Raw genomic sequence first — 2097 nt, forward strand, 5'->3', positions numbered from 1 at the left:
GTGGAGTGGAGTACATCTGCAATCCCGGCGACAAGGTGTTCAGCCTGACACCTTCGTACGGCTACTTCAAGCATGCAGTCGTCCAACGCGACAGGATGTTCGAAGTTTCTCCTTTGCATAAAAAAGACGATGGAGACTACGAGATTGACTTCGAGGACTTCGAGCGTAAGGTTTGCGATCCAGCTGTGAAGATGTTTTTTCTTTGTCACCCCCACAACCCAACCGGTCGTGTCTGGACCGAGCAGGAGTTGCGCCGCATGGGTGAACTTTGCCTAGCCAACGGCGTCAAGATTGTGTCTGACGAGATTCACTGTGACTTGACTCGCACCGGGGTGATGCATGTGCCACTGGCTAAGCTTTTTCCGAGCAGCAAGGACATCATCACCTGCATGGCGGTGAGCAAGACGTTTAACCTAGCCGGAATGATGATCGCCACCGTGATCATCCCTGATCCCGAGCTTCGTACTGTATGGAAGCGAAGGCACTACCCGTTCGTCAATCCGATCAGTCTCGCTGCGGCGGTCGGGGCCTACAGAGACGGCGAGGCCTGGCTTGACGCGCTCAGGCAATATCTAGACGACAACTTTGCGCTCATGCATCGCTGTCTCTCGCTTTGGCTGCCTAAGGCCCGGTTCCATATTCCCCAGGCCACGTATCTGGCATGGGTGGATTTAAGCGCCTATTTTGACGAATCCATCAATCTGACAAGGTTTTTCCTCGAAAAGGCTGGCCTGCTCCTGGAGGGAGGAGAAATGTTTGTGGCGAACGGGGCTCAATGCATTCGATTGAATCTTGCATGCCCGCGAATACAAATAGAAGAGGCTTTGAAAAAGTTGGCGGCTGCGATCGCGTCGCGTTAGATGCACACATCCTGGGCCTAGGGATAGCGCCCTGAAAAGCATGCTCAAACCAGTTCGAAAAATGACATTGATAACCGAATACGGTTGTCGGTAAAAAAAAATACAGGAGATAAGTTCATGGATATTTTGATGCAGCAGATCATCAACGGTCTGGTTCTGGGCAGCATGTATGCCCTGATCGCCCTGGGCTACACGATGGTGTACGGCATCATCAACCTGATCAATTTTGCGCACGGTGAAGTGTTGATGGTCGGGGCTTTAACCAGCTGGACCAYCATCGGTCTGATGCAGGACTCCATGCCGGGCACGCCGGGCTGGATTATTTTGCTGATTTCGCTGCTGATCGCCTTTGTGGTGTGCGGCGCCCTCAATTTTGCCATCGAAAAAATCGCCTACCGGCCGCTGCGAAACTCGCCCAAACTGGCCCCGCTGATCACCGCCATCGGCATGTCGCTGCTGCTGCAGACACTGGCCATGATCATCTGGAAGCCCAACTACAAACCTTATCCGACCCTGCTTCCGAGCGAGCCCTTCCAGGTCGGCGGCGCCGTCATCACCGTGACCCAGCTCTTCATCCTGGGCGCAACCGTTGTCTCCCTTTCCGTACTCATGTGGCTGGTGCATTACACCAAGCTGGGCCGTGCGATGCGGGCCACCGCTGAAAACCCCCGCGTTGCAGCGCTGATGGGTGTGCGACCCGACACCGTCATCTCGGCCACCTTCATCATCGGTGCCATCCTCGCCGCGCTGGCCGGCGTGATGTATGCCTCCAATTACGGCACGGTGCAGCACACCATGGGCTTTTTGCCCGGCCTCAAAGCCTTCACCGCGGCTGTCTTCGGCGGCATTGGCAACCTCGGCGGTGCGGTGCTGGGCGGCATATTGCTGGGCCTCATTGAATCCATCGGCGCCGGCTACATCGGCCCGCTGACGGGCGGGGTGCTGGGCAGCCAGTATTCCGACATCTTTGCGTTCATCGTGCTGATTTTTGTGCTCACGCTGCGGCCTTCAGGCTTGCTGGGTGAGCGTGTAGCGGACCGGGCGTGACGCCCCCGTCTATCCGGTACACAAGGAGAACAATCATGAATTCTGTCAAATCGAAAAAACTCATTACCTTCCTGGTCGTCGCGGCGGCACTGCTGGTGCTTCCGCTGATCCTGCAGCAGGGCGGCAACGCCTGGGTGCGCATTGTCGACATGGCGCTGCTGTATGTGCTGCTGGCCCTGGGCCTGAACAT

General features: G+C 56.4%; 2 protein-coding genes. Both read left to right on the forward strand.

All coding sequences use genetic code 11. The features are described 5' to 3' along the window. Window positions 1-860 (forward strand): MalY/PatB family protein (locus AC1D1P_RS21735; RefSeq protein WP_477674400.1); only part of this gene is annotated, 860 nt, incomplete at its 5' end. 117 nt (window positions 861-977) lie between these two features. Next, entirely contained in the window at window positions 978-1907 is a 930-nt protein-coding gene (locus AC1D1P_RS21740; protein ID WP_477674401.1) for a branched-chain amino acid ABC transporter permease, read from the forward strand. Window positions 1908-2097: the final 190 nt, after the last annotated feature.

The sequence above is a fragment of the Polaromonas sp. P1_E1_2 genome (assembly GCF_056406035.1).